Annotated in this window: 15 protein-coding genes; 3 read left to right on the top strand and 12 right to left on the bottom strand. The window is 52.5% G+C overall.

The window, feature by feature from the left end; genetic code table 11:
* Window positions 1–44 precede the first annotated feature (44 nt).
* From AB9R92_RS13820 to AB9R92_RS13800, 5 genes are all read right to left on the bottom strand, one after another.
* The gene (locus AB9R92_RS13820; protein WP_370670002.1) at window positions 45–2075 is read right to left on the bottom strand and encodes a S8 family serine peptidase; all 2031 of its coding nucleotides are present in this window, start codon (window positions 2073–2075) and stop codon (window positions 45–47) included.
* A 261-nt stretch (window positions 2076–2336) separates the two neighbouring features.
* Window positions 2337–4010, bottom strand: coding sequence for a glycerol-3-phosphate dehydrogenase/oxidase (locus AB9R92_RS13815; RefSeq protein WP_370670001.1), 1674 nt, complete (start codon window positions 4008–4010; stop codon window positions 2337–2339).
* Between the two features lie 137 nt (window positions 4011–4147).
* Window positions 4148–5650 (bottom strand): glycerol kinase GlpK, encoded by a 1503-nt coding sequence (gene glpK, locus AB9R92_RS13810; RefSeq protein ID WP_370670000.1) that lies wholly within the window; start codon window positions 5648–5650, stop codon window positions 4148–4150.
* 19 nt (window positions 5651–5669) lie between these two features.
* Window positions 5670–6503, bottom strand: a complete 834-nt coding sequence (locus tag AB9R92_RS13805; protein ID WP_370669999.1) for an MIP/aquaporin family protein — start codon at window positions 6501–6503, stop codon at window positions 5670–5672.
* Between the two features lie 318 nt (window positions 6504–6821).
* Complete coding sequence (locus tag AB9R92_RS13800) at window positions 6822–7367, bottom strand: glycerol-3-phosphate responsive antiterminator (protein WP_370669998.1); 546 nt, start codon at window positions 7365–7367, stop codon at window positions 6822–6824.
* Between the two features lie 140 nt (window positions 7368–7507).
* Here AB9R92_RS13800 and AB9R92_RS13795 point away from each other — a divergent pair, with 140 nt between their 5' ends.
* Entirely contained in the window at window positions 7508–8218 is a 711-nt protein-coding gene (locus AB9R92_RS13795) for an MBL fold metallo-hydrolase (protein WP_370669997.1), read from the top strand.
* Window positions 8219–8228: 10 nt separating this feature from the next.
* On the opposite strand, the gene AB9R92_RS13790 is transcribed toward AB9R92_RS13795, so the two are convergent.
* From AB9R92_RS13790 to AB9R92_RS13780, 3 genes are read right to left on the bottom strand one after another with little or no spacing between them, the layout of a single operon-like run.
* Window positions 8229–8786: a GNAT family N-acetyltransferase gene (locus AB9R92_RS13790; RefSeq protein WP_370669996.1), complete on the bottom strand. Its 558-nt coding sequence runs from the start codon at window positions 8784–8786 to the stop codon at window positions 8229–8231.
* A 25-nt stretch (window positions 8787–8811) separates the two neighbouring features.
* The gene (locus AB9R92_RS13785; protein ID WP_370669995.1) at window positions 8812–9453 is read right to left on the bottom strand and encodes a flavin reductase family protein; all 642 of its coding nucleotides are present in this window, start codon (window positions 9451–9453) and stop codon (window positions 8812–8814) included.
* 18 nt (window positions 9454–9471) lie between these two features.
* Window positions 9472–9759 carry a hypothetical protein gene (locus tag AB9R92_RS13780; RefSeq protein ID WP_370669994.1) on the bottom strand — a complete coding sequence of 96 codons (288 nt, stop codon included), beginning with the start codon at window positions 9757–9759 and terminating at the stop codon, window positions 9472–9474.
* A gap of 291 nt (window positions 9760–10050) precedes the next feature.
* On the opposite strand from AB9R92_RS13780, the gene AB9R92_RS13775 reads away from it, so the two are divergent.
* Both AB9R92_RS13775 and AB9R92_RS13770 read left to right on the top strand, forming a co-directional pair.
* The gene (locus AB9R92_RS13775) at window positions 10051–11223 is read left to right on the top strand and encodes a DUF2157 domain-containing protein (protein ID WP_370669993.1); all 1173 of its coding nucleotides are present in this window, start codon (window positions 10051–10053) and stop codon (window positions 11221–11223) included.
* Entirely contained in the window at window positions 11220–11666 is a 447-nt protein-coding gene (locus tag AB9R92_RS13770; protein WP_370669992.1) for a GDYXXLXY domain-containing protein, read from the top strand. Before AB9R92_RS13775 ends, AB9R92_RS13770 begins: the two co-directional genes overlap by 4 nt.
* Window positions 11667–11759: 93 nt before the next feature.
* Here AB9R92_RS13770 and AB9R92_RS13765 read toward each other — a convergent pair whose 3' ends face one another.
* The 4 genes from AB9R92_RS13765 to AB9R92_RS13750 are packed head-to-tail and all read right to left on the bottom strand — an operon-like array spanning window position 11760 to window position 15892.
* Window positions 11760–12938 carry a glycosyltransferase family 4 protein gene (locus AB9R92_RS13765; RefSeq protein WP_370669991.1) on the bottom strand — a complete coding sequence of 393 codons (1179 nt, stop codon included), beginning with the start codon at window positions 12936–12938 and terminating at the stop codon, window positions 11760–11762.
* A gap of 16 nt (window positions 12939–12954) precedes the next feature.
* Window positions 12955–14031, bottom strand: a complete 1077-nt coding sequence (locus AB9R92_RS13760) for a hypothetical protein (RefSeq protein ID WP_370669990.1) — start codon at window positions 14029–14031, stop codon at window positions 12955–12957.
* A 46-nt stretch (window positions 14032–14077) separates the two neighbouring features.
* Window positions 14078–15256 (bottom strand): glycosyltransferase family 4 protein, encoded by a 1179-nt coding sequence (locus AB9R92_RS13755; protein ID WP_370669989.1) that lies wholly within the window; start codon window positions 15254–15256, stop codon window positions 14078–14080.
* Window positions 15257–15271: 15 nt separating this feature from the next.
* The gene (locus AB9R92_RS13750; protein WP_370669988.1) at window positions 15272–15892 is read right to left on the bottom strand and encodes a sugar transferase; all 621 of its coding nucleotides are present in this window, start codon (window positions 15890–15892) and stop codon (window positions 15272–15274) included.
* Window positions 15893–15900 lie beyond the last annotated feature (8 nt).

Genomic DNA, 15900 nt, shown 5'->3' with positions numbered 1-15900 from the left:
GGGAATATTTTTGGAGGAAACGTTTAGAAAAGCAGGTTTTCCGTTTATTTTAATTGCAAATCGACTTCAAACTTCACATCAGGCGATACAGCCCCTTTGCTGCCGAAGATGGAGTACGCCGGATACGATGGAAGCAAGCTTTTCGTTGGAGAAGGGATCGAGTTCGCTGCGGTCAATAAAATCGGCGCATCCTTTTTAGCTGCAAGGACCGACCCCGCTAAAGCGTCCGGAAAATTCGTGCCTGTGGCGATAAAGGCTTTTTGTTTCCCCATCGGCAAAGCTTGGTTGATCAACTTGCCGGTATCGTAACGGCTGGTTCCACCGTACCGCTTGGCACCAGGCAATTGGGCCATGACGGCATTGCTGACCGCAGCCGTGCCTCCTGTGACGATCGTCGAATTTTTACCGGATAGTGCAGTTTTCGTTTCTGCCGGCAATGTGCCCGTCCGCGTCAGCAAAATCGGGATGCCGTTTTTCGCTGCGTAAGGGGAAACGGAAAGAACATCCGGGAAATTTTGGCCGTTGGAGACAACTGCCCGGTCACTCGTGATCTTTTCAGCAATCAGCGCGGCCGTCTCGTAGCGTGATTTGCCGCCGATGCGGTCGACTTTATTGACCAGCTCGCCCACTTGCTGTTCAACAGTCGCCGATAGCGCTCCGTTGCTGCCGAGAAGAATGGCAGTGCCAGGCTTCAACCGCCGGATTTCAGCGGCAGCTGCCGGGTGGAGGGCATCCCCTTTTGTCAGCAGGATCGGTGCGTTTTCTTTGTAGGCAAGCGGGCCGCCCGCCAAGGCGTCCGGAAAGTCTGTGCCTGTCGCAATGATTACTGTCGAAGCGGAGCTCCATCCGGCTTTCGAAATGGCAACCGCCGTGTCATAGCGGCTGGAACCAGCCAGGCGATTCGACCAATGGCTGGCATCCAAAGTCAGTGCACGATCGACATTGAGGCGGCCATGGCCGTAGTAATCATCTTTTCCAGGCGCCCCGAGGTCTTTCGCAGTCAACATCAAGCGCCCTGCGATATCGGCATTGCTGAGTTTCGGCTCATTCGCTTTCAGCAACGCTGCAGCCCCGGAGACAATCGGCGTGGACATGGAGGTCCCGTCCATTTCGCCGAATGATTTATTGGGAAATATGGAAAAAACGCCTGATCCCGGGGCAGCGATATCGATCGTTTTGCCGAAGTTCGAAAACCCGGAGCGCTTATCCGTGGCATCAGTCGAGGAGACCGACACGACTTCTTTATAGGCGGCTGGGTAATAAGGGGAGCTGATGCCATCGTTGCCGGCTGCTGCGACAACCAAGACATTTTTGGAATGCGCATATTGCACAGCTTCCCTCAATGCCTTCGTGTCGGAATAAGCGACAAGGCTCATATTGATAATATCTGCCCCATTGTCCACTGCATGGTAAACGCCGGCGGCAACGTCCGAAATAAAACCATCCGGCCCGTCGAATACATCGATTGGCATGATGCTCGTCGATGGTGCCACGCCGACACCGAATAATTCATTGCCCATATTGCCAGCGATAAGCCCAGCAACATGCGTCCCGTGGATTTCTACGCTGACATCACCAGGTTTTCCCGTGATGACATTGAACGGGGAAACGGTGCGCCCTTTGAGATCCGGATGCAGCAAATCGAATCCGTCATCGATAACCGCCACGAGCACATCGGCTTTCCCGGTCGTCTTGTCCCAGGCGGACTCTGAACCGATGAGCCGGTGGTGGTATTGATACCCTGCGTAAAACGGGTCGCTCGGTATCGCGGCCAATTCCACACGCCGGTCCGCCTCGACGTATTCAATATCGCCTTGCTTGGAAAGTTCCGCCATAAACGATTCCAAGCTCTGCCCTTGCGGCACTTCGAGCGCGACGATTTGCCCTGTGCCCGTTTCCGCTGTCGTGACTTTCTGTGCAGCAGCTGAGCCTTTCATAACAGCTTGCTCCCGCAGTTTAACAATAACCCGGTCTGCCGGGTTTTCTGCCGATTCCTGCGCCTGCGCCGTTGTGCCAATGCCGATCAGAGAAAGGGCTAATGTCATAGCCGCCAATGCTGTAGTTGTCTGTTTCATGGTCATTCCCCTCACAATCCCATAGTCTTTCCACCCTATATTTTCTGATCATTCAACTAGATATTTACGGGAATTATACGTCCTTTCCGGATAAATGCCTAGACAATGTAAAAAATCTTTTGAATTTCAATAAAAAATGGATATTATTCTCTACCCTCGGAAACCTCTCTTTTAGCACTAATGGCATATTTTTTATTTTTTCAATCAAAAAAACAACCCCTTGTCAAATGGATGACAAGGAGCTGTTGCAGTAAGTAGCACTTATTTACTTAATTCGGATAGTGGGGTTGGAATGACGGCTTCGTGAAGAAGGATTTCCAACTCTTCCATATAACTCGCTTTCTGTTGGGCCGTCCAGTTGAATACGCCTGCCATATAATCCGCAGCGGCTTCTTTATGGGCGTGTACCCAGTGGATATCGAAATACAGCGCGCCTGTGCGGCGGATGAAGAAGTCAACCGGCTTGCAGACAGCTTCCGATTCGATTCCATAGCGCAGCATCGCATAGACGAGCGGGTCGAGATTATGCCCAGCGGCATCAGTTAATCCGTCCGTGTAATGGCGCAAAACATGGTCGACGTTCGCGCCGTAGCGGTTGACGAGCAATTCCATTGCGTCTTCTGTGAGCCCGAATTCGGCCGCACGTTTCAAGCGGTCGGCCTTGAATGCTTTAAAGCCTTTCGATCCGCCCACTTCACCGCCGGAAAGCGCCATTTTCTTCGTCGATACTTTCTTGAAAGAAGTACCGTATTCATCCTGAAGCTGCTTAGTGACTAAGTCCATGATGCTTTCGCCCATCTTGCGGTAGCCGGTGAGCTTGCCGCCTGCAATCGAAATCAAGCCGGAATCCGATACGAAGATTTCGTCTTTACGGGAAATCTCGGATGGATCTTTGCCTTCCTCGTGGATGAGCGGGCGCAATCCTGCCCAGCTGGATTCGATATCAGCAGCCGTGATCGCCACATCCGGAAACATGAAATTGACGGCTTCTAACACATAATCACGGTCTTCCGTCGTCATCGTCGGGTGCGCGATATCTTGTTTGTATACGGTATCGGTCGTGCCGACATACACTTTGCCTTGGCGCGGGATGGCGAATGCCATGCGGCCGTCCGGCATGTCAAAATAGATGGCCTGTTTCAGCGGGAATCGTGCCTGGTCGAACACCAAATGGATCCCTTTCGTCAGCTGCAGGGTCTTGCCGTTTTTCGACTTGTCCTCTTCGCGCAAGGTGTCGACCCACGGGCCGGCCGCATTGACGATTCTTTTCGCGAAGATTTCGTGGATCGTGCCGTCTAGCTGGTCTTCCGCTACCACGCCGACCACTTTGCCGTTGTCGTAGAGAAAGCCTTTCACTTTCACATAGTTCAATGCCAGCGTTCCTTTTTCGACAGATTTTTTCATGACTTCCATCGTCAAGCGCGCATCGTCCGTCTTGTACTCGACATAATAGCCTGCGCCTTTCAACCCTTGTTGTTTTACAAGGGGCTCGCGGCGGATTGCTTCATCACGCGAGAACATGCGGCGGCGTTCGGCTTTCTTGACGCCTGCCAAGTAATCGTAGACGCGCAAACCAACATTGGTGCTGAGGGGTCCGAATGTGCCGCCTTTATGGAACGGCAGCATCATCCATTCGGGTGTCGTGACATGCGGCCCGTTTTCGTAGACGATTTCGCGTTCTTTGCCGACTTCTGCGACCATCTTCACTTCAAATTGCTTCAGGTAGCGCAAACCGCCATGCACGAGTTTCGTCGAACGGCTCGAAGTTCCTGCCGCAAAATCCTGCATCTCCAGAACTCCTGCGCGAACGCCGCGTGCTGCAGCGTCGAGCGCGATCCCCGCTCCAGTAATGCCGCCCCCGATGATCAATACATCGAGTGGCGCTTGTTTCATTTGTCCATATGTTTCTGTACGTTGCAAGCTTGAGAATTTCATTCTTAACCGACTCCTTATCCAATATTTTCCATATCAAAAAGAGAGACCCGTACACAGCCGCAGATTCACATCTGCTGTACTGGCATGGTCTCTCCTCGTCTCCGGCCATTTATCTCTCGTGTGATTAACTTGTAAGTTTAGTTGACGGGCTTGAATGTACGGGTTGCGGCTACGGCATTTTGCCAGCCTGTGTATAGGCGCTCGCTTGTTTCATCCGCCATTTCCGGCTCGTAGGTTTTATCGAGCTGCCATTGTGCGGCAATCTCGTCTTTGTCTTTCCAGAATCCTGTAGCCAGTCCTGCCAAGTAAGCAGCCCCGAGCGCCGTCGTTTCCTGGATGCGCGGGCGTTCAACAGGGACATGCAGCAGATCCGACTGGAACTGCATCAACATGTCGTTGCCGACTGCGCCGCCATCGACGCGCAAAGTCTTCAATTCAATCTCTGCATCTTCTATCATAACATCTACAACGTCTTTTGTCTGATATGCGAGCGCCTCAAGCGTCGCACGGATGAAATGCGCTTTCGTCGTGCCGCGCGTCAAGCCGAATACTGCGCCTCTCGCATCGGTATCCCAATACGGCGTACCGAGCCCGACAAATGCCGGCACCATATAAACGCCGTCCGTCGAATCCACTTGCTTTGCGAAATCTTCACTCTCAGGCGCCGTCTCGATGACCTGCAGCCCGTCGCGCAGCCATTGGATCGCAGAACCTGCCACAAAAATGCTGCCTTCGAGTGCATATTCGACTTTGCCGTCGACGCCCCAAGCGAGTGTCGTCAGCAAGCCATGCTCGGATTCGACCGCTTTTTCACCAGTGTTCATCAGCATGAAGCATCCAGTTCCGTAAGTGTTTTTCGCCATGCCTTTTTCGAAGCATGCTTGGCCGAACAGGGCTGCCTGCTGGTCGCCTGCAATGCCTGCAATCGGCACTTCGTGGCCGAAGAAATGATAATTAATAGTATGTGCATAAATTTCTGATGACTGGCGTACTTCCGGCAGCATGCTCTTCGGCACGGTCAGGATGTCGAGCAGTTCATCGTCCCACTCAAGGTCATGGATATTGTACATGAGGGTACGCGATGCGTTGCTGTAATCCGTGATGTGCGTCGAGCCGCCAGACAAGCGGTAGACGAGCCATGTGTCAATGGTGCCGAACATCAGATCGCCATTGTCCGCTTTTTCCCTTGCGCCTTCGACATTGTCGAGGATCCATTTCACTTTCGTGCCGGAGAAGTACGCGTCGATCAAAAGACCGGTCTTTTTACGGAATGTATCGTTCAATCCCTGTTCTTTCAATTCATTGCAGATTCCGTCCGTTTGGCGTGATTGCCAGACGATTGCTTTGTAGATCGGCTTGCCGGTGTTGCGGTCCCAGACGACGGTCGTCTCACGCTGGTTGGTGATGCCGATGCCCGAAATTTCGGATGGGTCGACGTCTGTCTTCCGCAATACTTCGGCGATGCAGGCAAGGACGGAAGTCCATATTTCATTGGCGTCATGCTCGACCCAACCCGGTTTCGGGAAAAATTGCTGGAATTCCTGCTGGCCCGTCCCGACGATCTCGCCGGCATGGTTCAACAAGACCGCCCGCGAACTGGTTGTTCCTTGGTCGATTGATAGAATATATTTTTTACTCACTGGAATCTCCTCCGCTAACTTATGAAATGGTTTCTTCTCTTAATTGCTTGGCCTTCGCTCGGCCATTTTTTAATTCTACACTGGCTGCCCCGACAAATACCAGGACGAGCACTAAACTCAATGCGAAGAACGGCAAGCCGAAATCTCCTGTAAAGATCGCTTTGTAGAACACTGCCCCATAAATGCCCCCGAATACTGGCCCCACGATCGGCACCCAAGCGTAGCTCCAGTCTGACGGCCCTTTACCTGGAATCGGAAGCAAGGCGTGTGCGATACGCGGGCCCAAATCACGCGCAGGGTTGATGGCGTATCCCGTCGTCCCGCCGAGCGACATGCCGATCGCGATGATGAGCGCACCGACGATCAACGGGTTCAAGCCTTCCGTAAAATCATTGGCACCGATAAACAACAAGCCCATGACGAGCACGAAAGTCCCGATGATTTCACTGATCAAGTTGGAAAACGGACGCCGGATGGCCGGTATCGTTGCAAATACAGCGAGTTTCGATTCCGCTTCTTTCGTTCTGTCCCAGTGCGGAAGATAGTTGAAGAACACAATCACGGCACCGATGATGGCACCCAGAATTTGCGCGGCAATATAGACCGGCACCTGTGACCATGGGAATTCACCGACAAATGCAAAGCCTAAAGTGACTGCCGGGTTCAAATGCGCCCCTGAGAAATTACCGACCGCATAAACGCCCATTGTGACCGCAAGGCCCCAAGCGATCGTAATGACGATCCAGCCTGAATTTTCCGCTTTTGAATCTTTTAAAACCACGCCCGCTACAACACCCGCGCCAAAAATGATAAGGATCATCGTACCGATCAATTCCGCTAAAAACATTGTCATTTTCCCTACACCCCTTTTTAAGATATTCCGCTTTCATCAAAACCGGCCATGTAACAAGACCAAGATTCAAGCAGGATCTCCATGTCTGATTAAGCCCCGAACACAAAAAAATCCACATCGAACGAAGGCCCATTGAAATGGGCCTTGTCCGATGCGGATCTCCTATTCTCCTGCACGGTCCTTAACTTGTAAAATCAATTTAGCAGTTTTTGAAAACGCTGTCAACAATTAAATCGGGCTTATTTGGAAGTGAGGAAAGCTGAAAAAATCGGCACGCTCTCCCTGAAGAACGAAACCCGAGGGATCGGCTTTACAGAATTACGTATCCCATAGCTCTGCCTGGGACGTCGAGACGGCTTCCGCCCCGCCTTCATAGGCAAGTTCGATGTCTTCTTTCGTGCGGATCAAGCCCCCTGCAATGATCGGGATGCCGGTCCGTTCGTGCACTTCCTTGATGATCGACGGGATGAGCCCCGGCAATAACTCGATGTAATCGGGTTTGACTTGGTCGATCAAGCTCAAGTTATGCTCGAGCGCATGGCTGTCGAGCAAGAACAAGCGCTGGATCGTCGTCAATTTATTTTTCTTGGCAAGAGCGATGACATTGCTTCTTGTGGAAACGATGCCATCCGGTTTCACTTCGCGGACCAAATACTCAATGCCGTAAGCGTCCGTTTTCAAGCCTTGGATCAAATCCGCATGCAAGATGACTTTCTTGCCTGCTTTCTTGGCAGCAGCGACGAGCGGCTTGAGCTGGGCGAGCCTGACTTCCAGGAAAATGATGGTCTCCTGGTCGCTCGCAAGCAGCCGCTCGAATTCCTTCAGGTTGCGCATGACAGGCACGACGCCTTTTAACTTAACCAACAGCTTTTCCTCCTCCGTTAAAAACAATCTAGGGACATTATGCGCCAGCTTCGTTTCCCGCACAACTATTAACCCCCGGCTTCATTTCATCGGCCGATTGCGATAAAATGGCAGTAATCATCCGAAAGGAGTTGGCGGCCATGCGGGTCAAGAAAGTGGAGAATGTCTATCAATTGGCTTTTATGCCCAGGGTATTTCCGGTGAATTGTTATTTGGTCGAAGAACAGGAAGGTTTGACACTCGTTGATTGCGCCTTGGGTTTCGCAGCAAGAGACATCGCTTTGGCGGCAAAAACCATCGGCAAGCCGATTACGAAAATCGCACTGACGCATGCCCATACCGATCATGTCGGCGCACTCGATGCTTTAAAAAAGCAGTTTCCCGCCGCACAAGTCTCCATCTCGGAAAGGGAAGCGAAAATTCTCTCAGGCGATAAAAGTGCTTCGCCTGAAGATGCGGGCAAACCCGTCAAAGGCGGAATCCCGAAAAGCATCCAGACAACGCCCGACCGCCTGTTGCAAGAAGGCGACCGGATCGGCTCGCTCGAAGTCGTCCTGTCTCCCGGGCATTCGCCTGGATCCATCTCGTTTATTGACAGGCGCTCAGGCGTCCTCATTGCAGGAGACGCTTTCCAGACACGCGGCGGCACCGCAGTTTCCGGGACATTCAAGCCGCTGTTCCCGTTCCCGGCGATCGCGACGTGGGACAAGCGTACAGCACTCGACAGCGCCAAGAAATTGACCTTGCTGCAGCCCAGCTTCCTCGCTGTCGGGCACGGGCGCATGCTCGACCATCCTGTGCGCTTCATGGAACAAGCAATCCGGGATGCCGAGCAAAAATTAAAACCCTAGCCAATTTCGGCTAGGGTTTCTTTCGTTCCAATTGATGGCGCCCGACGCGCATAAACCACACCGGCCGCGTGATTTCCGACACTTCCTCCACGCGCCGGACAATTTCAAACCCGACTTTTTCATAGGCACGGATCGCCGGCTTGTTGCGGATATCGGGATCGGTGACACAGCACGTCACCGATCCGTCGCGAAACACCACTTCCTCCAAAAAACGGCGGATGATCGCCTGGCCGAAGCCTTGGCCGCGGTAGGCGGGTGCCCCGATAAGAATATCCAGGCCAGCTGCCTTCTGCAGTTCAGTAAACTGTTCGCTGCCCGGATAGTCGCTCCAGCGGAAGGTCTGGATATAGCCGATCGGTTGTTCCAGGTAGTAGATGAGATATGGTTCGGTCGGATCCCGCCCTTTGATGCTGCCGACAAATTCGCGCACGAACTCCCCGTAAGTGCCATTATAGCTATATCCCCAAAAACGGTTGATCTGCGGTTCTTTCGTGATCCATTCATAGAGCAGCGGCAAATGTTCACGCCGCAAACGTTTGAAACTGACATGTTCAACCTGCAAGGCCATGAAGCATCCCTCCCCGTGGTCGCGGCTACTCCCGGTCTTTATCTACCGGCGGCCGCAAATAATCCTCCAAATGCTCATTCGGCAATGAAAACATCGATTCTACAGGCGAATAATTCCCCGCAAGCCGCCCGATCGGCGCAAGCTTTTTCGTATCGATCCGGCCCTTGTCATATAATTCATCCTGGATGTGATAGCGCAGCACTTTGCCGATTACGAGATGATCGTCGCCGAGCGGAATGACCTGCACCAGCTCACATTCCATGCTGACGGGCGATTCTTTCACGCGCGGCACTGAAACCACTTCTGATGGGGCAGGCGTCAAGCCTGCATAAGCGAACTCATCGACGTCCGGCGCAACATGTTCGCCGGTTTTCGCCATTTCATTCGCAAGGGGCGCAGATACGATATTGACAACAAACTCGCCCCGCCCCCGGATATTCGCCAATGTGTCTTTCACTGTGCCAGCCCTTCCCTCGACCCCTTCACCGATCGAAAAGATCAGCATCGGCGGATTGCGCGAAGCGACCGTAAAAAAGCTGAAAGGCGCCAAATTCAACTCGCCGCCGGATGAGACGGATGAGACCCAGGCAATCGGCCGCGGCAACACGCTGCCGATCAGCAGCTTATAATTTTCCTTGCTCGTTTGTTGTGTTGGATCGATAATCACACATGTCCACTCCCTTTTCTATTCCTCCGGACCGTTATGCTTGGCATGATCAATCGACTTCTGAAGCAAATAGCCGAACAGCGAGATTGCCGCCAAATACGGCAGGATCATCATGCCGAAACCGGTCCCGAATTCTTCCATAGTTCCTACAGCCTGCAGATAAAGCCCCCAAGCTATGTAGAGTACATACCCGGCTGCCACAAAACCAAGCCAGATATATCGCTTCAGCCACCACGGCAATAACAGCGGCGCCAGTAAAAACACCCCCAATTGGATGTGGCCCATCCATTCATATACAAATTCCACCGCTATCACACTCCAGCCCTTACGCAATCATTCAGCCAAATCTTCCGTGGCGCCCAAGCTATTTTTATCATTGATAATATAAGTTTAAACTTTCGCCATAAAGCAGCTTGAACCCTTTTTACATGAGTTTTTTCCTGCAAAAAACACAGAATTTCAAGCAAGGCAGTTTACTTTGAACCCGATTATTACGCAATCCGAATTGCTGAAATAGGCCTAGAGAATAGGGAGGTTTTCTGTCATTTCTGACAATATAGGTTTATAATACAGTTAATAATTAGGGAGGTGTCCTATATGGAATGGGAACGCAAACTCGCCCACTGGCGTGCGGAAGGGCTCATCGACCAAGAGACGGCCGAGCGCATCCAGGCGTTTGAAACCCGCCAGCCGAAAAAGCGCAAATTGCCTCTTTTGCTCGTCATCGGCTTGATTTTTTTTGCGCTTGCCGTCTTCAGTTTTATTGCCGCCAACTGGCAAGCCATACCGGCGATCGCAAAAGTCGGCATGGTTGTGCTGCTCATGTGGATCTTCTATGTACTTGCTCATTTCTCCGAGAAAAAACATTTTGGCCACCCCATCATTTTTCAAGTGCTTGGGTATGTGATGTTCGGCGCGAGTTTAGTCGTGACTGGCCAGACGTTCCATCTAGGCACCGGTTCCAGCATCGTCCCGTGGGCGCTGTTCATAGCCGCCATTGCGCATTTCTTCATCTGGCGCCATGCCGCTTTCACCGTATTGGCGTTCATTAGCGGGATCACCATCCTGACTTCGGCAGCCCCCGGCATCGGCTTGATCGAATGGCTGCTGTTCATCGCCGTCACGCTCGCTTGGTTCTTCCTGAGCAAAGACGGGCCGACAATGATTTTCAGTTGGCTCTTGCTGTTCGGTTCGGGTTTTCTCGTATGGAGCCTATGGGACATCGACAGCCCGCTCGTGCCGATTTGGACATTGTTCGCACTCACACTGCTGTTGCTATTGATTCCACAAGACAAGCAGAAGCTATTAAGACCGCTCTACTTGATTGTCGGCGGGATCCAGTTGATTGTGTTCCTGGCGATCCGCGGGGAAAGCGATATGGCTTTCGCCGAATTGACCATGCCTGAATCAATCGCTCTTGCCGCGGCAGGTGTTGCAGTCCTGGCACTTGCGTATTTCCGGGAGCGCCATTTAATGTGGCTCGGCGTGCTCGGGCTTGTCGGCTTCATGCTCTTCGATGAAACGGCCATCGCCCTAGCCATCGTTGCGGAATTGACCGCGCTCGCCTATTTGATTATCGCCCAGCGCCAAGACCAGCCGCTCGCTTTGGGCTTCGTCTATTTCATCGTCGTGCAATTCGTCATCTATGTCATCTATGCGTGGGAACGGCTCGACATGTCGCTGTTCTTCCTCATCGGCGCCATCCTGCTGTTCGTGCTGTCGGGCATCGCCTGGTGGCTTAACCGCAAGAAAGAAGGTGCAGTGACATGAAGAAATGGCTAATGCCTGCCTTGCAGACCGTCTTTGTCGCATTGCTCGTTGTCAGCTTTTACGCCACTTCCTGGTTTGGCGATCAATATGTATTGCGTGCTGAACCTTACGACCCGTTCGATCCGTTCTACGGGGAATACGTGATGCTGCAGTATCCCGACCTTGATGCGCCTGCCGGAATTTCCGACGGCGCCGTTTACTTCACCTTGACGGAAGGCGAAGATGGCTACGCTGTCATCGACCGGATCGAGGAGCGCCCGTTTTTCGGCGCCATCAACGGCAGCAAATACGACCGCCGTGTCGTCGCCCCGCAATTGGAGAATTTTTACGTCGAGCAAGGCCGCGGCCCTGAACTGGAAGAAGCGGTCGATCTCCAAGTGACCATCGACGTTGCACCATGGGGTTCCATACGGCCAATCAGCATCGCCCCAAGGGAAGAATGAAGGCATAAACAAAACCCGGCATACAAAATGCCGGGTTTTTCGTTTGGCTTAAAATCCGTTTACAAGCAGGAAACAAGCTTGCGCACGCAACACTCACTGCGCTTCCCCCAGCACACTCGACCGCTCCAGTAAACAATTCCGGTAATAATTGTCCATCTCTTCCCATAAAGCTTCATTGCTGAAATTCTGGCGGACCCATTCCCGGCCGGCTGCTCCCAGCGCTTCGCGCAATTCAGGATCGCTGATCAACTTATCCAGCTTCTCCATGACATCCCGGTGGCTGTCGGGATCGACCAAAAAGCCGGTCTTCCCATCCAGTAAGGTGTCGCGCGCGCCCGTCACATCCGCTGCGATGACCGGAATGCCCGTCAGCGCCGCTTCCGCTGACACATTGCCGAACCCTTCGCGCTTTGTGAGGAATAAAAACAGATCCATCAGATGGTAAAACGGCACGGGGTCCAATTGGTAATCTTCATGGACGATAGCGGGGTGATCGGTGATCGTCTCACGCGTCCACTCGGAAACCGCATCCGCCGATTCGTAATCCCCGACGATGAGCAGCCTTAAATTCGGGTGCTGCGCGTGCAGCTCGGTGAACGCACGCACCGTTTCGTCGATGCCTTTGTCTTTGGTGATCCGCCCCATCGAGCCGAGAACAAGTTCTTCGCCGGTCCATCCATAAGCTTTGCGCTGTTCTGCCACACGCCGTTTCATCTCGCTGTCCAGTTCAAAACGCTGCAAATCAAAGCCATTGACGCTGCCCATTCCTAGAATCTTGATTTTATCGGCAGGCGCGATGCCAAGTTCGACAATCTGCCGCTTCAGGCTCGGCGATACCGCAAGCATATGGGTTGAGGAGGCAGCCGCGATTTTCTCCGCCATCAGCAAAATCTGCCGCTTGATGCCCCCGGTTGTCTCCAGACGCAAGCCGAGAACATTATAGATGCGCACCGGCACCTTGCAGAAATAAGCAGCGAGCGACACGATCAACCCTGCTTTCGGCGTTCCGGTGTTGACGATATCCGGTTTCTCGGAGCGGATAACGCGGATGCAGGCGAACAGCGACTCCAGATCTTTTTTCAAGGCAATTTCACGTTCCATATTGACGTGCAGCACCTTCACGCCTTCTTCTTGCTCAAAGATTTCAGTGTAGCTTCCTTCCGAAGTCAACGCTTTCACTTCATAGCCGCGCGTTTCCAATGTTTTCAGTTGCCCTCTCACCAATTGCAGGCTTTGGGCAATGGTCATGGCGTGCAACACTTTCGCTGACATGATGGACCGCTCCCTTTCAGGCCCCTTGCACCGCTTGGGCAGATGCAATAGGGCTGCCGATTTGTTCCAGTAATTCCTTCGCATAATGAGTGGCGTTATTCTTTTTCACGGAAAATACTTTGTCGCTGCCCCGGATCAATTTCGTCAAAACTTCGCGTTCATTGGCGAGTGCCTGGTCGATGTTCAATTCCGGATTGAAGAATTCATAGGCCGTGAGTAACGGCGAGCGCAAATAATTGAATTCGTAGCGGTTCAAGTTCATCAGCTTCTGGAGCGCTACGGCTTCGGTTTGTTCTGCGACATAATCGTCTCCGCGTTCGAGAATGGCGACATGCGTCACCACTTGATGGTCGAGTATCGATTGTTCCCCGACATACTCCGTAATCGGGTCCGGCTTTTTGAAGCTGATGTATTCCATGACCGGCAATAGTTTATCCACGCGGTTCTTGATTTTCGCACCCATGCCCTGCTCGACCGTGGAGTAATAGCGGAATGTGCTTGTCCACGGAACGGAATGGATCGTTTTGCCGTCTGTGATGGCCAGATCCTCTGCGATGAATTCGGCGCCGTGTTCCATGCAAGCCGTCATGCTGCTTAATGTCTTGCCGGTATCCGGCGGAGCGAATACCGTCAAAGTCGACTCATCTTTCTTGAATGCGGAGCAATGAATCGGTGCATAGCCTTTTTTCAATAACAGAAGTGTCGCAAGATCGGTCATGATATAGCCAATGGAATGAAGGTTCATGATCCGGTGGGTGATGAGTTTATAGTAAGCGCGGTTGACGGTGATTTTCGGCTCATCCGTCAAAAACCCTTCCGCGCGGATACGCATGCGTCCTTTGCCGGCGTAATTGCGTGTGTAGTAGATTTTGTCTTCTCCTGGCTTACCGCTGAAATAATGATATTTCCCCATCGCTTCATGTTCGGCATCGTCATTGAATTCCTTCAATTCGACCTGCATGCGGACCACGCAACGTTCGTATTGTTCCCTCGTGCCTTCCGGGACATTATGGCCGTATGACCAGCCAAAATTTTTGATGTTCGTTTTGACACCGAGCACTCCAGCAGACGCAATATAATAATATGTTTTCAAATGAAACTCCCCTTTGTTTTTGATTTTCCCCGCATGACCTGAACCCTTAGTTCAATTCGCCGGCTGGTACCAGCGATTCGCTGAGGCAGTTTTTATAGAAACTGTCCAGCTCTTTCCATAGCACTTCGTTGCTGAAATGGGTGCTTGCCCATTCCCGCCCGGCTTCCCCAAACCGTGCGCGCAAACTGTCGGATGCCATTAACTTGTGAATCGTTTCCGTGATTTCCTTCAGGTTCCCGGGATCCACCAGCAGACCGGTCTTCCCGTCCACTATCGTATTCCGCGCACCCGTGACATCGGAAGCGACAACCGGCAATCCGCATAAAGCCGCTTCAATCGACACATTGCCAAAACCCTCGCGTTTCGTCAGGAACACGAAGATATCCATCAAATGGTAATACGCTACCGGATCCGGCAGAAACCCGGTTTTGACGATTTTCGGGTTGTTCTCGATTTCCCATCTCACGTCCTCTTCCACCGGGTCATCGTCTTCGTAATCGCCGACGATGAGCAAGCGCAGTTGCTCGTTTTCTAGGCTTAGCAGTTTGAAGGCATTGACCAGTTCATTGACTCCTTTGTCTTTTGTCAGCCTGCCGACAAAGCCGAGAACGATATGTTCTTTGCGGAGTTGATAGCGTGCTCGCAGTTCGCTTTTGGCTGCCTCAATTTCAGGGGTGGCCTGGAATCTCGCAACATCAAAGCCGTCGCCGCTGCCTTTTCCGAGCACGCTGATTTTCTCTTCACCGGCAATGCCGAATTCGACCGCCCGCTCCCGCAAACTGTCCGATACCGCCAAACAATGCGTCGCAGAAGAAGCAGCGATTTTTTCCATCGTCAATAACAAGCTGCGCTTCCACCCCGCGGTCGTCTCCAGCCTCAACCCCCGCATCGTGTAGATTCGCACGGGCACCCGGCACATCCGCGCAGCCAGAGTGACGACCAGGCCGGCTTTCGGTGTGCTGGCATTGACGACTAACGGGCGCTCCCGCCGGAACAGCGAGACGCACCGGGCAAGCGATTGCAGATCGTGGAATGGCGAAATGCCCCTAACCATCGGCAATTCGAGCATATCCACTTGTTCACTTGCCCGAAACGCCTCGTAGCCGGGGCCTTTGGAACTCAATGCTTTCGGGTCGAACCCGCGGGTTTTCAAATAGCGCAATTGGCCATCCATAAAGCTCAAACTTTCCGAAACAGTTACGGCATGGATCAGTTTCGTTGTCATGGCATTACCCTCCGCTCAGCTTTTTTCATAAATTTCCTCTGTCCGGAACACTTTGACCACAGTCTGCATCAAGATGTACAAATCAAGTCGCAAGCTTTTGCGCTTGATGTAATCGATGTCGATGTCAATTTTTTCGTCCCAGCTCAAGCTGTTGCGCCCGCTTACTTGCGCAAGGCCCGTGACTCCCGGCTTCACCATCAGCCGCTGCTTCTGGTAGTCGTTGTAATTGTCGGTCTGGTCGGTGACAGTCGGGCGCGGGCCGATAAATGACATATCGCCTTTGACGATGTTGATCAGCTGGGGCAATTCATCGATGCTTGTTTTGCGGAGGATATTGCCGACTTTGGTAATGCTCGGGTCGCCGTCGAATGGATCGATGCGGTTGCGTTTTTTATCGCGGCCATGCTCCATCGTACGGAATTTATAGATGGTGAAATGGCGCCCGTAAAGGCCGCCGCGCTGCTGCTTGAACATGGCGGGCCCTGATGATTCGATGCGGATCAAGATGGCAACTGCTAGCAATAATGGCGATAAGGCCAATAACATCAAAGCGGCAATAACGACTTCCAAAAACCTCACCGCTGCGTTCGAGCGCTTCGGCTGCTTTTTTTCTTCACTGAAATCTCCAATAATCATGGGCTGCC

Source organism: Planococcus sp. SSTMD024 (genome assembly GCF_041320495.1).
GTDB lineage: Bacteria > Bacillota > Bacilli > Bacillales_A > Planococcaceae > Planococcus.
This window is presented reverse-complemented; position numbering and strand designations above follow the sequence as displayed.

Excerpts from the sequence above, each read along its gene's own strand:
- AB9R92_RS13755 (WP_370669989.1), bottom strand. The coding sequence starts at position 15,256 with ATGACAACGAAACTGATCCATGCCGTAACTGTTTCGGAAAGTTTGAGC.
- AB9R92_RS13795 (WP_370669997.1), top strand. The coding sequence starts at position 7,508 with ATGCGGGTCAAGAAAGTGGAGAATGTCTATCAATTGGCTTTTATGCCC.
- AB9R92_RS13765 (WP_370669991.1), bottom strand. The coding sequence starts at position 12,938 with ATGTCAGCGAAAGTGTTGCACGCCATGACCATTGCCCAAAGCCTGCAA.
- AB9R92_RS13805 (WP_370669999.1), bottom strand. The coding sequence starts at position 6,503 with ATGACAATGTTTTTAGCGGAATTGATCGGTACGATGATCCTTATCATT.
- AB9R92_RS13775 (WP_370669993.1), top strand. The coding sequence starts at position 10,051 with ATGGAATGGGAACGCAAACTCGCCCACTGGCGTGCGGAAGGGCTCATC.
- AB9R92_RS13790 (WP_370669996.1), bottom strand. The coding sequence starts at position 8,786 with ATGGCCTTGCAGGTTGAACATGTCAGTTTCAAACGTTTGCGGCGTGAA.
- AB9R92_RS13820 (WP_370670002.1), bottom strand. The coding sequence starts at position 2,075 with ATGAAACAGACAACTACAGCATTGGCGGCTATGACATTAGCCCTTTCT.
- AB9R92_RS13815 (WP_370670001.1), bottom strand. The coding sequence starts at position 4,010 with ATGAAATTCTCAAGCTTGCAACGTACAGAAACATATGGACAAATGAAA.
- AB9R92_RS13750 (WP_370669988.1), bottom strand. The coding sequence starts at position 15,892 with ATGATTATTGGAGATTTCAGTGAAGAAAAAAAGCAGCCGAAGCGCTCG.
- AB9R92_RS13770 (WP_370669992.1), top strand. The coding sequence starts at position 11,220 with ATGAAGAAATGGCTAATGCCTGCCTTGCAGACCGTCTTTGTCGCATTG.